Source organism: Streptomyces carminius (assembly GCF_002794255.1).
In the GTDB taxonomy this organism is placed as follows: Bacteria; Actinomycetota; Actinomycetes; order Streptomycetales; family Streptomycetaceae; genus Streptomyces; species Streptomyces carminius.
Window position 1 is genome coordinate 698,522 of sequence record NZ_PGGW01000069.1, and the last position, 17,448, is coordinate 715,969.

The 17,448-nt window shown below is 72.4% G+C and carries 17 protein-coding genes; 11 read left to right on the plus strand and 6 right to left on the minus strand.

Translation table 11 applies throughout. From position 1 onward, the window contains the following. The first annotated feature begins 46 nt into the window (after positions 1–46). The 6 genes from CUT44_RS30135 to CUT44_RS30160 all read left to right on the plus strand — a co-directional run bounded on the left by CUT44_RS30135 (position 47) and on the right by CUT44_RS30160 (position 4,991). Positions 47–1,417, plus strand: a complete 1,371-nt coding sequence (locus tag CUT44_RS30135; RefSeq protein WP_100205088.1) for a multidrug effflux MFS transporter — start codon at positions 47–49, stop codon at positions 1,415–1,417. Between the two features lie 152 nt (positions 1,418–1,569). Further along, positions 1,570–2,430 (plus strand): DUF1963 domain-containing protein, encoded by an 861-nt coding sequence (locus CUT44_RS30140; protein ID WP_100205089.1) that lies wholly within the window; start codon positions 1,570–1,572, stop codon positions 2,428–2,430. Between the two features lie 161 nt (positions 2,431–2,591). Further along, on the plus strand, positions 2,592–3,080 hold the full coding sequence (locus tag CUT44_RS30145; protein WP_100205090.1) for a DUF5956 family protein: 489 nt from the start codon (positions 2,592–2,594) through the stop codon (positions 3,078–3,080). Between the two features lie 62 nt (positions 3,081–3,142). Continuing rightward, on the plus strand, positions 3,143–3,679 hold the full coding sequence (locus tag CUT44_RS30150; protein WP_100205091.1) for a hypothetical protein: 537 nt from the start codon (positions 3,143–3,145) through the stop codon (positions 3,677–3,679). Positions 3,680–3,724: 45 nt separating this feature from the next. Then, a complete protein-coding gene (locus CUT44_RS30155) occupies positions 3,725–4,189 on the plus strand; it encodes a hypothetical protein (protein WP_100205092.1) in 465 nt (154 codons plus the stop codon). A 265-nt stretch (positions 4,190–4,454) separates the two neighbouring features. Beyond that, positions 4,455–4,991, plus strand: a complete 537-nt coding sequence (locus CUT44_RS30160) for a hypothetical protein (RefSeq protein WP_100205093.1) — start codon at positions 4,455–4,457, stop codon at positions 4,989–4,991. 67 nt (positions 4,992–5,058) lie between these two features. Here CUT44_RS30160 and CUT44_RS30165 read toward each other — a convergent pair whose 3' ends face one another. Beyond that, positions 5,059–6,120, minus strand: coding sequence for a ferric reductase-like transmembrane domain-containing protein (locus CUT44_RS30165; RefSeq protein WP_100205094.1), 1,062 nt, complete (start codon positions 6,118–6,120; stop codon positions 5,059–5,061). A gap of 287 nt (positions 6,121–6,407) precedes the next feature. Between CUT44_RS30165 and CUT44_RS30170 the strand changes: the two genes are divergently transcribed. Both CUT44_RS30170 and CUT44_RS30175 read left to right on the plus strand, forming a co-directional pair. After that, on the plus strand, positions 6,408–6,860 hold the full coding sequence (locus CUT44_RS30170) for an iron chaperone (RefSeq protein ID WP_100205095.1): 453 nt from the start codon (positions 6,408–6,410) through the stop codon (positions 6,858–6,860). A 185-nt stretch (positions 6,861–7,045) separates the two neighbouring features. Then, on the plus strand, positions 7,046–8,065 hold the full coding sequence (locus CUT44_RS30175; RefSeq protein ID WP_100205096.1) for a toxin glutamine deamidase domain-containing protein: 1,020 nt from the start codon (positions 7,046–7,048) through the stop codon (positions 8,063–8,065). 110 nt (positions 8,066–8,175) lie between these two features. On the opposite strand, the gene CUT44_RS30180 is transcribed toward CUT44_RS30175, so the two are convergent. Then, positions 8,176–8,379 carry a DUF397 domain-containing protein gene (locus CUT44_RS30180; RefSeq protein WP_100205097.1) on the minus strand — a complete coding sequence of 68 codons (204 nt, stop codon included), beginning with the start codon at positions 8,377–8,379 and terminating at the stop codon, positions 8,176–8,178. Further along, entirely contained in the window at positions 8,376–9,260 is an 885-nt protein-coding gene (locus tag CUT44_RS30185) for a helix-turn-helix domain-containing protein (protein WP_100205098.1), read from the minus strand. The genes CUT44_RS30180 and CUT44_RS30185 overlap by 4 nt, the downstream gene beginning before the upstream one ends. A gap of 199 nt (positions 9,261–9,459) precedes the next feature. Here CUT44_RS30185 and CUT44_RS30190 point away from each other — a divergent pair, with 199 nt between their 5' ends. Then, positions 9,460–10,080 (plus strand): ATP-binding protein, encoded by a 621-nt coding sequence (locus tag CUT44_RS30190; RefSeq protein WP_100205099.1) that lies wholly within the window; start codon positions 9,460–9,462, stop codon positions 10,078–10,080. Positions 10,081–10,253: 173 nt separating this feature from the next. Here the strand turns inward: CUT44_RS30190 and CUT44_RS30195 are convergent, their stop codons facing one another. The 3 genes from CUT44_RS30195 to CUT44_RS33315 form a co-directional block, all read right to left on the minus strand. Further along, complete coding sequence (locus CUT44_RS30195; protein WP_100205100.1) at positions 10,254–12,404, minus strand: ATP-binding protein; 2,151 nt, start codon at positions 12,402–12,404, stop codon at positions 10,254–10,256. A 21-nt stretch (positions 12,405–12,425) separates the two neighbouring features. Further along, complete coding sequence (locus CUT44_RS30200) at positions 12,426–12,938, minus strand: DUF6879 family protein (RefSeq protein ID WP_100205101.1); 513 nt, start codon at positions 12,936–12,938, stop codon at positions 12,426–12,428. 456 nt (positions 12,939–13,394) lie between these two features. Then, complete coding sequence (locus CUT44_RS33315; RefSeq protein WP_158239693.1) at positions 13,395–13,751, minus strand: peptidase inhibitor family I36 protein; 357 nt, start codon at positions 13,749–13,751, stop codon at positions 13,395–13,397. 422 nt (positions 13,752–14,173) lie between these two features. On the opposite strand from CUT44_RS33315, the gene CUT44_RS33320 reads away from it, so the two are divergent. Both CUT44_RS33320 and CUT44_RS30220 read left to right on the plus strand, forming a co-directional pair. Further along, positions 14,174–15,811, plus strand: coding sequence for a PucR family transcriptional regulator (locus CUT44_RS33320; RefSeq protein ID WP_158239694.1), 1,638 nt, complete (start codon positions 14,174–14,176; stop codon positions 15,809–15,811). A 233-nt stretch (positions 15,812–16,044) separates the two neighbouring features. Then, positions 16,045–17,376, plus strand: a complete 1,332-nt coding sequence (locus tag CUT44_RS30220; RefSeq protein ID WP_100205104.1) for a type III PLP-dependent enzyme domain-containing protein — start codon at positions 16,045–16,047, stop codon at positions 17,374–17,376. Positions 17,377–17,448 lie beyond the last annotated feature (72 nt).

The window sequence follows — 17,448 nt, forward strand, 5'->3', positions numbered from 1 at the left end:
GGGACACCTGTGATGCTTGGACGGTCCCACTACTTTGGAGAGGTGCATGTCCAACCCCTGCCCGTCCCCGGCCGCCGACCCCGAGACCGTCCGGCAGACACTCCGGCAGGAGCCGAAGGCGCACCGCGCCGGCACCCCGGCGGACGGCGGCGGCAGACCTCCGGCGCTCCCGGCGTCCCCGGCCGGCCCCGCCGGAAAGGCCGCCGCCCCGGCCGGCCGCGCCCGCGCCGGACTGCTGATCACCCTCATCCTCGGCAGCCTCACCGCCCTCCCCCCGCTGTCGCTGGACATGTACCTCCCGGCGCTGCCCGACATCGGCACCGCCTACGGCAGCCCGGCCGCCCAGGTGCAGCTCACCCTCACCGCCTGCTTGCTGGGCCTGGCCGTCGGCCAGCTCGTCGTCGGCCCGATGAGCGACCGGTTCGGCCGCCGCCGCCCGCTGCTGATCGGCATGGGCGGCTACGTCCTGGCCAGCGTCGCCTGCGCGCTCGCCCCCGGCGTCCACAGCCTGACGGCCTTCCGGCTGGTCCAGGGCCTGGCCGGGGCCGCGGCCGTGGTGATCTCCCGGGCGGTGGTCCGGGACCTGTTCGACGGGCTGGCCATGGCCCGCTTCTTCTCCACCCTGATGCTGATCTCCGGCGCCGCCCCCATCCTGGCCCCGGTCCTCGGCGGCCAGATGCTGCGGTTCACCGACTGGCGCGGTGTCTTCTTCGTCCTGGCGGGCTTCGGCCTGGTCCTGACCCTGGTCACCGCCCGCAGCCTGCCGGAGACCCTGCCGCCGGACAAGCGCCACAGCGGCGGCGTCCGCAACGCCCTGCACACCATGCGCGGCCTGTTCGCCGACCGGGTCTTCACCGGCTACCTGCTGGTCGGCAGCTTCGCCTTCGCGGCGCTGTTCGCCTACGTCTCCGCCTCGCCGTTCGTCATCCAGGAGATCTACGGCGCCTCGCCGCAGACCTTCAGCCTGCTGTTCATGGCCAACTCCATCGGCCTGGTGGCCGCCGGCCAGGTCAACGGCAAGATCCTGGTCGGCCGGGTCTCCCTGGACCGGGTCATCGCCTTCGGCCTGGGCCTGATCCTGCTCTGTGCCACCGCCCTGCTGCTGATGACCTCCGGCCTCTTCGGGAAGGTGGGCCTGCTCCCGGTCTCCGCGGCGCTGTTCCTGCTGATGTCCGCGATGGGACTGGTGATGCCCAACGCCAACTCCCAGGGCCTGATGCGCACCCCGCACGCCGCGGGCTCCGCCTCCGCGCTGCTGGGCACCTCGATGTTCCTCCTCGGCGCGCTGGCTCCGCCGCTGGTGGGCATCGCGGGCGAGGACACGGCCGTGCCGATGGCGGTGGTCCAGGTGGTGTGCGTGCTCGTCGCCATCACGGCCTTCGCCGTGCTGTGCCGCCCCTGGCGGACCCGGGCGTAGGCCCGGGCCGTACGGGGGCAACGGGGCCATCGGTGAGCGGGGCCACCGGTGAGCGGGGCCACCGGTGAGCGGGGCCGGGGTGTGGACGGGCCGACGCCGGCCCGTCCACACCCCGGCCCCGCCGTGTCGGACCCTCCTTCTAAGGTCTGCCCATGACCCCTGAACTGCGAGACCGGCTGCGCCCGTTCCGTACCGAGGCGATCGCGCGGGGCATCCCCGCCGACGACGTGGAGCGATGGCTGGACACCGCCCGTCCCTGCGCGATGCTGACGCGGGACGGGGACGGCCCGGTCGTGGGCCGGTTCGGCGGCCCGCTCCTGCTGCCGGCCGACGTCCCGGACCCCGCCCACCCGTTCGTGGCCTCCATCGACCTCGCGGCCCTGCCCGCCGGCGCGACGGACCTGCCCCTGCCCCCCGAAGGCCACCTGCTGCTCTTCGCCTTCCCCGAGACCGCCGGCCACTGCGAGACCATGGGCAGCGTGGTGTACGTCCCCGCCGGCACGGCCGTGGCGGAAAGGGACAGGCACGCCTGGAACTCCTCGGGCACCGACGGCTGCGAGAGGATGTTCAGCGGGTTCCCGCAGGGGCCGCTGCGGGCGAGGGCCGATGTGTCGCTGCCCTGCCACTGCCTGGTCGACCTCCCGCGGGAGCCGTGGGCCGAACCGCTTCCCGGGCATCCCCGCGCCGAGGAACTCGTGGAGGTCTGGGAGAGCACCCGTGACGACATAGCCCCCGACGGGCCGCTGCAGATCGGGGGATACGCCTCGGAGGAGATCACCGAAATCGATCCGGTCGACGCCGCCCTGTTCCATGTCCTGGAAGCGGTGAAGGAGGGCGAGTGGGGCGGGCCGGTTTCGGACGACGTCTCGGACTGGGTGCTCCTGGCCGACTGGCACGCCGGTATGGACGTGCGGGGCCGGGAGGGCGCCACCGCCCACTGGGTGATCCAGCGCGAGGACCTGGCCGCGCGGCGCTTCGACCGGGCGTTCACCCATGTCTTCTGGAACCCCTGATTCGTCCGCACCCGGACCGGCCGACCGGCCGACCGGCCGGCTCCGTCTCCGTCTTCGCCGAGTGGGTCCGTACCGGGTGTCCTCCCTCCCGCATGGAACTCCGCGCGAGAGGACACCCGGTATGGAGAGGCACATACCCGGACAGGGGAGGCGAATCGGCGATGACTGCTCAGACGTGGTCGGAGTTCCCACAGGTCGGCGAACCGCCCCCGGCCGGGGGCGGCGTGTACGAGAGCCCGCGGGGGCAGCGGTACATCGAGCTCCCGGAGACCGGCCGGGGCGCCCTGCTGGCCTGGGTCGCGGGCCCGCGCCGGGTGGTGCGCAGTCCCGCCGGACTGGCGGACAAACCCCCCGTGGTCACCGCCGTCACCACCGGGGAGGGGGAGACCGAGCACAGCGAGTCCCCCCGCACCGTCGTCGACCAGGAGGAGATCGACGCCGCCGTCGACGAGTACCTGACCGAGGCGGACCTCCCGCCCCGCCCCCGCGGCTGGCGCTGGTTCCTGGCCCTGCCGCCCTCCTGCTCCGGCCCCGAGGACTTCCACCGCTCCGTCGCCGCCCTGCTGGGGGACGAGCCCGCCGACCTGCGTCCCGCCGACCTCCGCAAGGCGCTGGAGAACGACGGCGGCGAGCTTCTGGCCCCGGCCTGAGCCCGCCCGGCCGCCCACCGGGCCGTTCCGCGGGAACCGGGTCCGGAGGAAGATGTACCCTGATGCCGCTCATCACCGAATACAGCGTCAAGGCCCGCCCGGACCGCCGGGTCGTGGAGGTGTACGACGAGGACGCCCACCTCGGTGACGGCGACGCACTGGACGCGGCAGAGACCCAGGTGGTGGCCGGCAACGGCTATCACCTGTACCTGCTCAGCCTGCAGCCCGACATCGAGGTCGAGGTGGCCATCCGCATCTGGGACGGTCCGCGGGAGCCGCCGCCCGAGGCGGAGGGCGACGCTCCGGTGTCGCTGGAGTCGGAGACCGGCACCCTGGTGGTCGGCCAGTTCACCTTCGGACCGGCCGGCGAGATGTCCCTGCCCCGGCCCGGGGTGTACGAGGGCTGCGCCTGGTGGACCGGGCGGCAGGCCACCGCCGACTACTACGACGAGTGCATCAGGCGGGGCGTCGACGAGAACTGGGACGCCGATCGCATCGGGCGGTCCTGGCGGGAGTGCCCGGTCCAGGAGCGGTATGTGCTCGACCTGTGGTACGTCCGTGAGCCCGAGCCCGTGGAGGACGCGGACCTGTGGGCCTGACCTCGCCCGGCCCGCCCCGCTGAACCGGCAGGAGAAACCAAGCCCATGCCCTCCGAAGACGGTCCCCTCGCCGCCGTGACGGCGAGCCCGCGTGTCGAATACAGGCAGTTCGCCCTGTGCGACGTGAACGAGGCCGGTGCCGACGGGGGGCTGCGCCCCGGCCGCATCGTCCACCCCGGGCCTCATGGTGTGACGCTCACCTGCGGCGGTAACGACTTCTACCCCGAGGTGCGCGTCGAGCTCTGGGCGGGTGCGCCGCCGGGGGAGGACGCCGGGGACTGGGATGCGGTGGAGACGGCCGCTTTCACCTCCCCGCACGGCCGCGTCGGGGTGCGTTCCTGGGACGGGGGCATGGCGAGCCCCGAACTCGACCTCGGCGCCCCGGGCACCTACCGCCTCCGCGCGTACTGCCGGGGCCGGGCGGCGGCCGCCACCCGGGTGGGCCGGGAACTGTACTACCGGGGCGTGGAGGAGTGGCTTCTGCGGCTGTGGCCCGTCGGCGCCGAGTAGCGCCGCGCGACCTCCGCGGCCCGGCGACCACCGGGTGCCTGCGGCCCGACGTGCGGGTGCTCGGCTTCACCTACGACGGCTCCCGCCGGACGGGCCACGCCGTCCACCTCGCCCACATCGGAAGGGGCGGGGAAGGCGGCCACCGGCGTGCCCGGGCCACGGTCGCCACGGATCCGGATGTGGACACGGCCAGCACCGTGCCGCATGCTCGGCAACGACCCGTTGCAGGCAAGGCCGTTCCCCGACTTCCGAGGAAACCCCTCCCATGGCGCTGATCACCGAGTACGGCACCAGGACTCGTCCCGACCGCCGGATCGTGGAGGTGTACGACGAGGACGCCTACCTCGGTGATGACGAAGCGCTCGGGGAGTCGCGGACCCGGGTGGTGGCCGGCAACGGCTACCACCTCTATCTCCACAGTCTGCAGTCCGAGATCGAGGTGGAGGTGACTGTCCGGGTCTGGGACGGTCCACGGGAACCGTCGTGGGAGGCGGAGGGCGACGCTCCGGTGTCGCTGGAGTCGGAGACCGGCACCCTGGTGGTCAGGGCGTTCACGGGCGGGCCGGTCGGCGACATGTCCCTGCCCCGGCCCGGGGTGTACGAGGGCCGCGCATGGTGGGCCGGGCGCCAGGCCACCGCCGACCACCTCGTGGAATGCGACCGCCGCCGCGACGCGGAGGGATGGGGGTTCGAACGCCTCCGAAGGGCCTGGCGGGAGTGCCCGGTCCAGGAGCGGTACGTGCTCGACCTGTGGTACGTCCGCGAGCCCGAACCCGTGGAGGACGCGGACCTGTGGGCCTGAGCCCGCCCGGCCCCGCCGCTCGCCTCCCGGCCCCGGCAGCACCTGCCGGGGCCGGGACGCGGCGCGATCAGGACCGCTCGGGGGCCGGACCGCGCCGGGCGGGACGCAGCCGGTACACGACGACCGCGATGACGGCGAGCAGCACGGCCAGCCCGGTCCACACCTGCCACCGCTCGACGTTCAGCCCGGCACCGGTGACGCCGGGGGTACGGCCGCCGTCCCGGCCGGTGGCGGCGACCGCGAGCAGGACGACGACGCCGGCCGCGACGGCGACCCGGCCCGCCAGCCGGGACACCGTGGACAGCGCGCCGGACCGCCGCGCGGCATCGCGCACCCGCAGGCGCTCACCGGGGCGTGCGGGGGCCAGCAGCCGCGCCAGCAGCAGGGCGGCGACAGGCACTTGGAGGAGCCACACCGTGGTGCGGAAGGCGCCGTCGTACCAGACGTTCGTGCCGTACAGCAGCGTGTGCCACACGCTCAGCACGTAGACCACGACCACGAACCGGTGCAGCGCCCGCCACAGCCGGGCGCCGGTGGCCCGGCGCAGGTAGTACGCAAGGCCGAGCGGAACGGCCAGGTAGAGGGCGAGCAGCCCGAGCAGGATGGCTGTGCGTCCCGTGCCCGAGGAGTAGACGCCGGGCACAAAGACCTCGGCGAAGGCGGTGGACAGCCGCCCCGCCCAGCCCTTTCCGTCCTCGTTCGCGCGTACCAGCTCCGCGAAGAACATCGCCGCGTGCGCGGTCATCAGGCCGATGGTGGTCAGACTGGTGGTGCGGTGCCACCGCTCGATCCGCACCGCGGACACCCTCAGCCACCCCGGGCGGGCGCTGGAGCGGGCCAGGCCGAGGACGACGGTGATCCACGCCCACAGCAGGCCTGACCAGCCGAACGCCTGGCACAGCCAGTACATCCAGTACTGGTCGGCGTCGGCCAGATAGGGCATCACCTGGAGCGTCATGGAGGTACCGGACTCCACCCGCGCGTACAGCCAGGCGAAGAGGCCCGCCGTGATCACCAGCGCGGCGGTGGCGTCGGGCACCGCCGCCCGCAGATCCGCCCGCAGCGCGGGCCAGTCGAACCGGCTCCGGCGGGCTGCCGCCGGAAGAGTGGAGTGGGGGGCTTCAGCCATCGTGCGGCACTGCTTTCTGCTCGTGGGGGGTGCGGGGTTCTCCCGCGCGGTGGAGAGGCGGAGAAGGTGCTGCCGGCCGGTCCCGGACCGGGTGCCCGTACGGACAGGGCACTCTGACCCGGGATCACGGCCCGGAGGGTAACCGGAACGGACGGCACCGGAAAGACGGCGGGAAGGAACACCGGGACGGTGACGGGGGCCCGGACGGCCGGGGGCCCGGTGTCAGTGGGTCGCACTAGCGTCTCCTCCCAGGACCCCGCACACCGAGCCCTCCGAAGGAGCCTGGCATGGGCAGCACCGAGAGCAGCGCGCACGAGGGATTCACGGCCGAGGAGCGGGCCGCGATGAAGGAGCGCGCCCAGGAGGTGAAGAAGGCCGGGCGCCGTACCTCGCGCGCGGAGAAGGCGGCGCAGGCGGAGCGGGACGTGCTCGAGAAGATCGCCGGGATGCCGGAATCGGACCGGGCCATGGCCGAGCGCGTCCATGCCGCCGTCACCGCCGCCGCCCCGTCCCTCGCCCCGAAGCTCTGGTACGGGATGCCCGCCTACGCGCTGGACGGCAAGGTCGTCTGCTTCTTCCAGGCGGCGGAGAAGTTCAGGACGCGCTACGCGACGCTCGGGTTCAGCGATCTGGCGAGGCTGGACGAGGGCACGATGTGGCCGAGTGCCTTCGCCCTGACCGAGGTGACGCCCGAGGCGGAGGCGCGGATCGCCGAGCTCGTGAAGCGGGCGGTGGGCTGAGGCGCCTCGGCGGACGGGCCGGGCCCACGCCCCGCCGGGGCGGCCCGTCCATCCGGTGCCCACTGCCTCCGACGGGCACCGGACGCGACGGTGCCGCCCGGGACGGTGCCCTTTCGGGTCTCCCGCTCCCGCCCGTCCTCCGGTAGACCTCTTTCGAGGAGGTCCGAGGGGAGGGGAGCGCCGCCGTGCACGCGAGTGAACTGTCGGAACACGACCACCCCGGTACCCGTACGCCCGCGCACCGGCCCGAGCGGACCGCCGCGCCCGGCCCGGACCGGGCGGCCCCGGCGGCCCCCGGCCACTCGGGTCATCTCGCTAGCCCGGCCGACGTGCTGCGGCTCCAGCGCGCCGCCGGCAACGCGGCCGTGGTCCGGACGCTGGAAGTCCAGCGGCACGCCCACCGCGCCGGCCACGGGCCCGGCCCGTCCGTGCAACGGGTCGAGGACGACGACCAGCCCCGCCGCACCCTGGCGAACGACCAGCGGCAGTTCGGGCCCGGCCAGCTCAAGCCGCCGGCGAAGGAGGACCAGGAGAACCTGGAAAAGGTCTTCCCCAAGGACAAGAAAGGCAACTTCAAGCAGTTCCCCGACCCGACCTCGTTCGCCTCCTCCCTCATAGGACCGCTCACCCAGCGGCTCAACAAGCTCGATCCCAAGGGCCCGATGGCCAGTTCCGGCGGTGCCGCGGACTGGGTGAAGGCGATCAACCCCCGCCGGGACGAGGAGGGGGAGGCGTACCGCCGCAACTGCATCGACGCGGTACGCAGCTTCCTGGCCTCCTGGTCCGGCAACCCCACCGTGGCGGCCGGGGTCCATGACGCGGTGGGCGCCAACCCGGCCAACCCGAAGGGAATCGAGCTGGGCGGCACCGACCGGACGAAGGAGTGGCTGGACACCGAGTGGCGGACCACGGAGGCGGGGCCGGAAGACCAGGTCCAGCGCGTGTGGCAGGTGGTGGCGGCCCGGCTGAAGAGCGCGGGGCACGGTGCGGCGAGCATCGTGGTCTTCAGACGGACGGAGACGGACCGCGTCCACGCCGTCTGCGGCGTCAACCACAAGGACGACGTGGTGTGGGTCGACCCGCAGATGGGCCGGGTCAGCGGGATACCGATGTACGAGGGCGACCTCTTCATGACGATCACGCTCGACGCCCAGTTCGATCCGGTCGACGCACCGGCGCCCGCCCCCACGGCGCTGACCGGCTGAGCCCTCCGGGCCGCGCCGCCCACCGGGTTCCGCGTGTGTGCCCCGGTGACCGGTCGCCCGGTCACCGGGGCACACACGCGAGGTGGGCCGTACGCGTACGGCCCGGCCGCTCAGCGCAGGTGGTCGAGGAACGCGCCCCACGCCTCCGCCCCGAAGCCGAGCACCGGGCCGGCGGGGCGCTTGCTGTCGCGTACGGGGACGGCGCCGGGGAGGTTGGTCGCCACCTCGACGCACTCGTTGTTGCCGCCGCTGTAGCTGCTGGTGCGCCATATCGCGTCCGGCAGGTCCGGCGTGCTGCGGTGTGCTGCCCTCATGTTCTGTGCTCCTTGGCGATGCGGTGGATGACGGAACGGGATTCCACCGGAGAGAGCGCTGATGTACGTGCGGCGTCGAACAGGCTTCGGTAACGGGCAACTTCCGCCTCCCGCTCAAACCACATGGAGCCGGCCGGGTTGTCCGCCAACACCACGTCGAGCGCCCCTTCCTCGGGAAAGCCCAGCACTACGTACGGACCGAACATACTTGCATGGGCCCCATGGGAGAACGGCAGCACCTGAACGGTCACGTTGGGGCGCTCGGAGGCGTCCAGAAGATGCTGTAGCTGCGCTCTCATCACCTGCGGTCCACCGACCCGCTGAAGGAGCACCGCCTCCGATAGAACGGCCCAGAGACGCAGGGGTGATTCAGCGATCAACCGTTCCTGTCGGGCCAGGCGCACCTGTACGACCTGCTCGATCTCGTCCGCCCTCTCCCAGAGCTTCGAGGCGACCGTCACGGCTCGGATGTACTCCGGGGTCTGGAGCAGTCCGGGCACGAGCTGGGCCTGGAAGGTGCGGACGGACTCCGCCATGGCCTCCAGGGTAATGTAGTCGCGGTAGGTGTCCTCGAGGACTGAGCTGTACTCGTTCCACCAGCCCCGTCTGCGGCGGCGGTTGGCCTTGCGCGCCAGCGCGGTCAGTCGCTCGCGGAGTTCGGCGTCCGACACCTCGTAGGTGTGAAGCATGGCCGTCAGGTCGGGGAGCCGGACAGCCACCCGGCCGTTCTCGATCCGGCTGATCTTGCCCTTGGTGCAGTCGAGAGCTTCGGCTGCCCGGACAGTCGTCAGCCCTGCCGCCTCCCGTAGTCGGCGCAGCTCATCGCCGAGTTGGCGACCGAGGACGGTGGACGAGTTCGGTGCGGCGCTCTTCGTAAGCATGCCGACACGTTAATCAGGGCGGCAGGCCCCCAGAAATATCCTTAACTCGAAAGAGCGAATATCGGAGCTTCTTTCTTGGAAAAGTTGCAGATTCGGATGGTGCGCACTCATTCTGCTGGGAGCGGACGCCGGGTCCCGCTTCCCAACTCGTCTTTCTCGAACGGGATTCCGGCCGGTTACCAATTATCTGGGAGCTGCCATGGCCGTACCGAACGAAGTCACCTGCCGTCTGCCCCGCCACAACAGCAGCGTCCCCAGAGCGCGGGCGCTGCTGCACGCGATGCTCGGCGAGTGGCGCATGGGGGAGGACGTCCGCGACGCGGCCGAGCTGGTGCTGTCGGAGCTGGTGACGAACGCCCTGCGGGTGAGCGTGCCCAAGGGGCGGCAGGTGGGCGTGCGGATCGAGCACTCCGGGGCGGAGGGCCTGCTGCGGCTGGAGGTGAGCGACGCGGGCGGCGGCTGGCCCGTGGTGCGCAGGCCGGACGACGACGAGACACGCGGACGCGGGCTGCTGCTCGTGGAGACGCTGACCCACCGCTGGGGCGTCCGCAGGCGCGCGTGCGGGTTCGGCAAGACGGTGTGGGCCGAACTGAAGGCCTCGGACCTGGTGGCGGTGCCCGCCGAGCGGGAGGTCGCGGCGGTGACCGTCCAGGCCGGGCAGCAGGTCAGGGTGTGGGGGCTGTGGCACACGGTCCGCAGCGTCCGGGGGGAACGGTCGCCCCTGGGCGGCTTCACGATGGTGCTGGGGATGGACGAGGGCCCCGCGCTGCGGGTGGACGCCGCCGAGCCGCTGACCGTACGGGACGGTCGACCGGAGTGAGTGCCGGGTGCGGCTTTGAAAGACGTTTCGGCCTTCGGGCGCTCGGCGCCGTCTGTACTCGGGCCGCTCGATCACGCCGATGGCGTGGCTGCTCCGGGCGGTGCTGAAGGCGGGAGAGGACGCGCGGTCGGTGCCGCGGCCCGGGACCGGGAACGACCGGTGCTGCCGGGCCGTCATGACTGGTCCGGCAGCCGACTTTCTCTCAGGCGGGCGCGGAGCTGTTCGTGCTGTGGGTCGCCCAGAGCCTGGTAGAGATCGGCTGCCGCAGCCCAGTGAGAGCACGCCTCGCCGTGTTTCCCGAAGCGTTGGCAGACCTCCCCGTACGTGGTCAGAGCCATGGCCTCACTACGGTGGTCCCCGAATTCCCTGAAGGCTTCCAGCGCCTGGTCCAGGCAGGTTCTGGCGTCATTCTCACGGCCGGTGTCCATGAGGCCGGAGGCGTGGGCGAGTCTGCCCCACGCCAGAGTCCACGGATCGTCGAGCTCCTGGAAGATCTCAAGGAACCGGTGCCCGTGCTCGACGGCTTCGGTGGGATCGCCCAGCACCCGTACGCACTTGGCCATGCTCAGCAAGGACATGCCCTCCCCCCGCCGGTGACCACCGGACCGGAAGACGCGCAGCGCCGTCTCGAAGTGGGGAAGCGCGGCCTCGTACCGTTCCCGTTCCTCCTCCAGCAGCCCCATACCGCGCCGGGCGAATCCCTCGATCCAGGAGTCCGGGATGCCGCTGGCGACGCGGGAGGCGTTCCGGTACTGCTCGAAGGCTTCCTCCAACCGGCCGACGCGCCAGGTGGCATCTCCCAGGACCAGATGGCAGACGGCCTCGCCGTAGGTGTCGCCCAGCGTCTGCGCGGCCGACAGGCCCGTCCGCATGGTGCTCTCCCAGTCGGACCAGTGCGAGCGCATCTCCAGCGGACCGCTGAGGGCCAGGGACAGCTTCCACAGGATGTCCAACTGCCCGTAGTCCGACGCCTGTCGCAGTGCGGCCAGGACGTTGATGCGTTCGGTGTCGAACCAGTCCAGCGCTTCGGAGCTGTCCCGGAACGGTTCCCCGACCTCCACCTCATGGGCCGGAACCAGGGGGATCGCGACGGAGTGCGGCAGGATGCCGCGCCGGACCAGGTCCGTGACCAGCAGGTACCAGGTCAGCGCCCGCCGGACGGCCCGGGTGCGTTCTGCCTGGTCGTCTTCCGCGACCGCACGCTCAAGCGCGTAGGCACGCAGCAGGTCGTGCATCCGGAAGCGGTTGGCGAAGACCTCCTGCAGCAGATTGACGTCCGTGAGCGCCCGGAGCAGCCGCTTGGCCGCCGAGGGCCGGCACCCGATCAGCGCAGCCGCGGCCCCGACCCCGATATCGGGACCGGCATGGAGACCGAGACGCCGGAACGCTGTCTGCAAGGGCGGATCCAGCGCCCGGTACGACCAGGAGAAGGCGGCGCGGGTGTCGCTGAGTTCGTCCTCCTCGGACGCCAGGGCATCGAGCCTGACCTGCTCCTCCTCAAGTTCCTCGACCAGTTCCCCCAGCGACAGACGAGGTCTGCCGGAGGCCCGCTCCCCGACCACCCGCAGCGCGATGGGCAGGTAACCGCACAACTCGGCCAGCCGCAGCGCCTGCGGCGCTTCGTCCCGCACCTTGGCGGGCCCGACGAACCGCGACAGAAGTTCGACCGACTCCGCCGGCGTCAGGATGTCCAACGTCACGCGGACCGCTCCTTCTCTAGCAACCAGTCCAGTGAGTGTGCTCCGGCTCGTCACCACGGTGAAGGATTCACCGGCAGCCGGTATCAGAGGGCGTACCTGGGACGATGTCGACGCATTGTCGATGACGACCAGAATGCGCTTGCCCGACAACAGCGACCGGAACAAGGCGGACCGCTCCTCGACCGTGTCGGGGATGTTGTCGGCCGGTATGTCCAAAGTACGCAGGAACGTGTCCAGGGCCTGTAACGGAGCCAGGGCCGTACCCGGCCCATATCCCTGCATATCCACGTACAGGTCCCCGTCGGGGAAGTGGTCCCGTGCACCATGAGCCCAATGCAGAGCCAGTGCTGTCTTGCCGACTCCGGGAGCCCCCGCGACGGTGGAGATCACTGCATCGGCTTGGCCTTCGCCGGAGCGCTGCATCCACAGCAGGTCGCTCAGTCTGCCAAGACTGTCCAGCCGGTTCACGAAACCGGCCGGTCGCAGGGGAAGCTGATGAGGCGGCGGTGCGGTGTGGCGTCTCGGAGCCGCCAGGTGAATACCGCCGTGCACGGTACCGGCCTGTACGACGCTCCCTGCCTCGCCGCCGGATACCTCGTTGTTGCTGCTGGTCTGATGTGCCATCCGTGGATATCCGTCCGGCTCTTACTTCGGCCGGTAGTCCGTATGGTCGACCGCCCGCTCCCACACCGCTTCGAAGGCGGAGCAGCACAGCTTCACCACGGCCGGGTCGTCCACCAACTCCTGGCCCAGATAGGTACCGTCTCCGGAGAAGTGGCCGAAACGCACCAGTCTGTTGTCGAAGACCCAGAAGTCGTTACCGGGCAGTGCCAAGTCAGAGGCCAGCCGTCGGCTGAGCCAGCGCACCCGCTCCCCGGAGGGAATGTTCAGCACAGACGTCGTCTCGTACTCGTGGCGGACGAAGTCGGTCACCGGTTCCGAGACGACACGGGCCCGGCGGACCTCCACTCCCCGGGCGACCGTGGTGACAATTAAGTCGTGCCAGTCGCGGAACCGCTCCACCGGGTCGTACGTCACACCGGCTTTCCAGTCGAGGTAGGTGGGATCGTCGGGCGTGTACATGTCCCGCATCTCCAAGTGCACGGCCGACTGTGAGCACTCGGCGAACAACTCATCGAAGGTCGGCCGCTCCACCACCGCACGCCTCCTGGACGATCGCCCGCATCCGTGCGGGCAGCCGTACGATCTTTTCGTGCCTCGCGATCGGGCTCCGCGCCGCGACCTCGCTCAGCGTAGGGCCATCAACGACTTCCCACCCTTGAAAGAGGAGATCTCCGGTCTCTTCGTCGATCCACACCGACGGGCAGTTTCCGCCGTTTGTCTCGGGGTCGATCCCGACAAACCGCAAAGCCATGGCTCCTCCAGGGTGAGCATCCCAAGCCTTGCACATACAGTGATCAAGCGCATGCCGAGAGTCAAGGCTCTTTTCGGCGACATGCGAGCCTCTGTGGCGGCTTCTCTCGCAGCGGCGCCGGGGCTGGACGGCGGTCCGGCGCTGCGCGCGGGCGCCGCCGGGCCGTCGGCCGTACGGGTGGCCCGCCCGCCGGGCGGGCCACCCGGTGACGCCTCGTGCGTCCGTCCCGGAGGGCGGGACTACGCGCGCTTGAAGCTGGTCAGCTCGTCGTTGTGGATCGGCAGGGCGGAGACCGAGCCGCCGGAGCCGTAGCACCCCATGGGGTAACCGTAGTTCTGGTCCCGGTACATGCAGACGGTGTGGTCGGTCCGGTTCCAGACCGAGGTCGTGCGGTCGTTCATGTAGCTGCCGATGTTGGGGACATCGTGAGGGCTGGAGAAGAAACGGCCCTCGTAGCCGTTGTTCTGCCAGACGCAGAAGTGCCCCTTGGGGCACTCGCTGTAGTGAGCCTGTGCCGCCGGGGCGTTGAGCGCCCCCAGAGCGCCGGCCAGTACCGCTGCGGACAGCAGGACGCGGTGAAGTCGTGAACGGATCAAGGGTGTTCCTCTTCGTGCTCGGGCTCCGACACCGGCGGGAGCCGGGACGCTGTTCGCGACCTGCGCGCCGGGCAGTGGACAGGGGCAGGGGGACGCGGCGGGGTCGCCGTCGTTCCGGGAACCGTGTGCCGGTTCCCCGGAGACGTTCCACTCCTGTGGATGGCGGGACCGGCGGAGGGGTTCATCGTCCACTCCCGCGTTCCCGGGGAAGGGAGCGCACGGAGGGCCGGGGGCGGGGATCGCCGGGTGTCCGCGTGCCGCCGACACGACCTTCCGCGCGGTCGTTCCGCGGGGAGGGGGCAGCCGGGAGGCTCCGGGCGGGAAGTCCGCTGATGTCCGGACCCGGCGCGGACACCTGCCTTACGCTACGTGCCCGGAGCGTCGCCCGCAGTCCGGGCGCGGGGGAGGGGGAGCCGGTGGGGATGGACGTGTTACCGGGGGAGGGTGCCGCCGGGGCGGCGCGGGTCACGCTGGAGGGGCTGCTGTCGGTGGTGGGCGCCGGGGTACTGGAACTGTGCGCGGCGCCGTGCGGCCCGGGGGCGGCGGTCGCCGGGGTGACCGTGCTGGACGAGCTGGAGCCCGGGACGGGCCCGGGGGAACTGGTGCTGGCTGTCGGGGTGGATCCGGAGTCGGCCGTCGCCGCCGACGTGGTGCGCCGGGCGGGCGGCACCGGTGCGGCGGCCGTGGTGTTCGGGCCGGGTCCCTCGGGGCGGCAGCCGCCCCCGGCGCTGCGGACGGTCGCCGAGGAGGCCGGTGTCGCGGTGCTGCTGCGCACGGCGTGGTGCCCCTGGGCGCGGCTGGTGAGCGTGCTGCGGGCCGGGCTGGCCTCGGTGGGTGTCCCGCCCGACCCGCGGACGGCGGCCGTGCCGCCGGGGGATCTGAACGGGCTGGCCGACGCGGTGGCGGCGTTGGTCGGCGGGGCGGTGACGATCGAGGACACCGAGTCGAGGGTGCTCGCCCACTCCGCCACGGAAGGGGACGTGGACGAGCTGCGGCGGCTGACCATCCTGGGCCGCCGGGTGCCCCGGTGGCGGGTCGAGGCGATGCGGGAGGACGGCTTCTTCCGGGCGCTGTGGGGAGCGGGTGACGTACTGCACCGTCCGGCGGGCGGGGAGAACCCCGAGCGGCTGGTCGTGGCGGTCCGGGCGGGCGGCGAGGTGCTGGGCTCGATCTGGGTGGCGGCCGAGGGCCGGCCGCTGGCGCCGGACGCCGCCGACGCCCTGCGGGCCGCGGCCCGGTCGGCCGCGGCCCACCTCCTCCACCACCGCACGCGCGGCGGGCACGAGCGCCTCGTCGGTGACGCGGCCCGCGCCCTGCTGGAGGGGCGCGGGCCGGCCGGGGCGCTGGCCGAGCGGGCCGGGCTGCCGGTACGGGGGAACTGCGCGGTCCTGGCGGTGTGCACCGGTTTGGACGGGAGCGACGGGGACGGGGACGCGCGGCTGCACGGGCTGCTGGCCCTGTACTGCGCCGCCCACCGGCACCGGGCGGTGGCCGTCCCGCTGAACGGCCGCCGGACGCTGGTGGTGCTGGGCGGTCTGGACGCCGACCGGCGGCGTGCCGAGGAGCAGGCGGCGCGACTGGGCAGGTCGCTGGTGGAGCAGGTGTCGGCCGCGTTCGGCGCGGACGTGCGGATCGGGCTGGGCGAGGTGGTCGCGGAGCCGGCGGAGCTGCCGGAGTCCCGCCGGTCGGCCGAGGACGCGCTGCGGGCCCTGCTGGCGCCGGGGGAGTCCCGTACCGTCGCACGGGTGGACCAGATGGCCGAACGGGTCGCCCTCTCCCGGGTGCGGGACGCCCTCGACGGACTGCCACTGCCACCGCGGACCCCCGTGGCCAGGCTGACGGCGCTCGACGACGGCAACGGCGGCACCATGGTGGCGACCCTGCGGGCGTACCTCGACCACTTCGGCGACGTGTCCGCCGCCTCCCGGGCGCTGGGCGTGCACCCCAACAGCCTGCGCTACCGGCTCCGCCGGATCACCGAGGTGTCGGGACTGGACCTGGCAGACCCCGATGCCCGGCTGCTCGCCCACCTCCAGCTCCGGCTGCTCGGCGGCGGCTGAGCGGCCGGTTGTCCGCCGCCACCACGGGAGCGGCCCCGTTTCGTCGCCGCGCACAGCGGCGGCGGCCCGCGCCCCGTACGGCTGCCCGGTCGTACGGCCTCCGCCGCGGCATCTGGGAAGGTGCCACGAAGACGCCTCCCCGTGCCCGGGGGCAGCCTGGTGCGGTACCCGGCCGCCCGGCCGGGTAGCCGGGCCGGGTACACCGGCCGAGGAAACCGCACCGGAAGGCTGCCATGACCGACCTCCCCGCCCCTGAATCCTCCCCCGGACCCGCCCTTCGTCCCGCCGCCCGGCGCGAGCACGTCCTGCGGGCCGCCGTGCAGCAGGGCCTGCTGCACGGCGAGCGGGCCGTGCTGGCCGGGTTCGTCGACTTCGACGGGGTCGCCGCCACGGTCGCCTCCCTGCACCGGGCGTTTCCCGGCCCGCCCCGCGTCCTGCACGCCTTCGCCGCCAAGGCGAACTCCCTGGTACCCGTCCTGGCGGAACTGGAGCGCCTCGGCATGGGCTGCGAGGCCGCCACCGCCGGGGAGCTCGCCCGCGCGGTGGCGGCCGGCTTCCCGCCGGAGCGGATCGTGTTCGACTCCCCGGCCAAGACCGTCGCGGAACTGCGCTGGGCCCTGGCGGCGGGCGTCGCGGTCAACGCCGACAGCTTCCAGGAATTGACGCGGATCGCGGCCCTCCTCGGTGACGGGCCCGCCCGGTCGCCGATCGGGGTGCGCGTCAACCCCCAGCTCGGCGGCGGGACGATCGACGCGATGAGCACCGCCACCCGGCACTCGAAGTTCGGCATCCCCCTGACGGACCCCGGCAGCCGCGAGAAGCTGCTGGCGGCCTATCAGGACCACCCCTGGCTCACCCGGGTGCACACCCACGTCGGCTCGCAGGGCTGTCCGCTGGAGCTGATCGCCAGGGGCGTCGCACAGGCCGTGGCGTTCGCCGACGAGGTCAACCGTCGGCTCGGCCGGCGCCAGGTGACCGGCATCGACATCGGCGGCGGGCTGCCGGTCGACTTCACCGGTGACGAGGCCGGACCCGGCTTCGGAGACTACGCCGCCGCCCTGCGCGCGCACGCGCCGACGCTGTTCGACGGCGGGTACGGGATCGTCACCGAGTTCGGACGCTCGGTGCTGGCCAAGAACGGCTTCACCGCCGCATACGTCGAGTACACCAAGCACGCGGGCGGCCGTCCCGTCGCGATCACCCACGCCGGGGTGCAGGTCGCCACCCGGACGGTGTTCGCCCCGGACTCCTGGCCGCTGCGCATCGAGGCGCACCGCCCCGACGGCCGTGCCAAGGACGGGCCGCCGGTGCGGCAGGACGTCGCCGGGCCGGCCTGCTTCGCCGGCGACCTGCTGGCCCGCGACCGGGCCCTGCCGGAACTGGCGCCCGGGGACCTGGTCGTCCTGCCGGACACCGGCGCGTACTACTTCTCCACGCCCTTCCACTACAACAGCCTGCCCGAGCCCGCCGTCCACGGCGTCCGCACCGGCCCCGGCGGCGAGGTCTCCTTCGAGGAGATCCGCCCCGCGCAGTCCCCGGGGGAACTGCCGCTGCCCGTCGGCTGATCCGCCGGGCACGCCACCCCACGACAGGCCACGACAGGCCACGACAGCCACGACACGGAGGAGAAGAAGCAG

What these genes read in the sequence shown, in the direction of transcription:
- CUT44_RS30135 (WP_100205088.1), top strand. Translation starts at nt 47, where the DNA reads ATGTCCAACCCCTGCCCGTCCCCGGCCGCCGACCCCGAGACCGTCCGG.
- CUT44_RS30140 (WP_100205089.1), top strand. Translation starts at nt 1,570, where the DNA reads ATGACCCCTGAACTGCGAGACCGGCTGCGCCCGTTCCGTACCGAGGCG.
- CUT44_RS30145 (WP_100205090.1), top strand. Translation starts at nt 2,592, where the DNA reads ATGACTGCTCAGACGTGGTCGGAGTTCCCACAGGTCGGCGAACCGCCC.
- CUT44_RS30150 (WP_100205091.1), top strand. Translation starts at nt 3,143, where the DNA reads ATGCCGCTCATCACCGAATACAGCGTCAAGGCCCGCCCGGACCGCCGG.
- CUT44_RS30155 (WP_100205092.1), top strand. Translation starts at nt 3,725, where the DNA reads ATGCCCTCCGAAGACGGTCCCCTCGCCGCCGTGACGGCGAGCCCGCGT.
- CUT44_RS30160 (WP_100205093.1), top strand. Translation starts at nt 4,455, where the DNA reads ATGGCGCTGATCACCGAGTACGGCACCAGGACTCGTCCCGACCGCCGG.
- CUT44_RS30165 (WP_100205094.1), bottom strand. Translation starts at nt 6,120, where the DNA reads ATGGCTGAAGCCCCCCACTCCACTCTTCCGGCGGCAGCCCGCCGGAGC.
- CUT44_RS30170 (WP_100205095.1), top strand. Translation starts at nt 6,408, where the DNA reads ATGGGCAGCACCGAGAGCAGCGCGCACGAGGGATTCACGGCCGAGGAG.
- CUT44_RS30180 (WP_100205097.1), bottom strand. Translation starts at nt 8,379, where the DNA reads ATGAGGGCAGCACACCGCAGCACGCCGGACCTGCCGGACGCGATATGG.
- CUT44_RS30185 (WP_100205098.1), bottom strand. Translation starts at nt 9,260, where the DNA reads ATGCTTACGAAGAGCGCCGCACCGAACTCGTCCACCGTCCTCGGTCGC.
- CUT44_RS30190 (WP_100205099.1), top strand. Translation starts at nt 9,460, where the DNA reads ATGGCCGTACCGAACGAAGTCACCTGCCGTCTGCCCCGCCACAACAGC.
- CUT44_RS30195 (WP_100205100.1), bottom strand. Translation starts at nt 12,404, where the DNA reads ATGGCACATCAGACCAGCAGCAACAACGAGGTATCCGGCGGCGAGGCA.
- CUT44_RS33320 (WP_158239694.1), top strand. Translation starts at nt 14,174, where the DNA reads ATGGACGTGTTACCGGGGGAGGGTGCCGCCGGGGCGGCGCGGGTCACG.
- CUT44_RS30220 (WP_100205104.1), top strand. Translation starts at nt 16,045, where the DNA reads ATGACCGACCTCCCCGCCCCTGAATCCTCCCCCGGACCCGCCCTTCGT.